Source organism: Pantoea wallisii (assembly GCF_002095485.1).
Taxonomy (GTDB): Bacteria; Pseudomonadota; Gammaproteobacteria; order Enterobacterales; family Enterobacteriaceae; genus Pantoea; species Pantoea wallisii.
In genome coordinates this window covers 1-304 of sequence record NZ_MLFS01000147.1, presented here as the reverse complement: position 1 = coordinate 304, position 304 = coordinate 1, and the positions used below count along the sequence as shown (strand labels likewise).

1 pseudogene is annotated in these 304 nt (G+C 63.8%); it reads right to left on the bottom strand.

Annotation, left to right across the window (positions count from 1 at the left end):
* Positions 1–304 (bottom strand): annotated as a pseudogene (locus HA48_RS22000) (iron ABC transporter permease); the annotation flags it as partial.

Sequence of the window (304 nt, the reverse complement as noted above, 5' to 3'; positions counted from 1 at the left end):
GTACGCGCGCCACCCACGCCAGCCGCTGGCCGCTGGCCATCAGCGAGCGCGACACCGCGAAATAGACGACCGGGAAGATGTTGAGCGTCATCACCAGAATCATGCCGCTGCGGCTAAACAGCAGGCGATCGGCGTTGAACCCGGTGAGCTGTTCAAGATAACCGTTGTGCTGCAGCGTCAGCGTCCACGCCAGCGCAACAATATAGGGTGGCGTAAGGAAGGGGATCAGAAACAGCAGATCCCACAGCGCTGCGCCGGGCAGACGGAACAGACCGCGCAGCGTGCCGAGCGGCAGGCCCAGCAG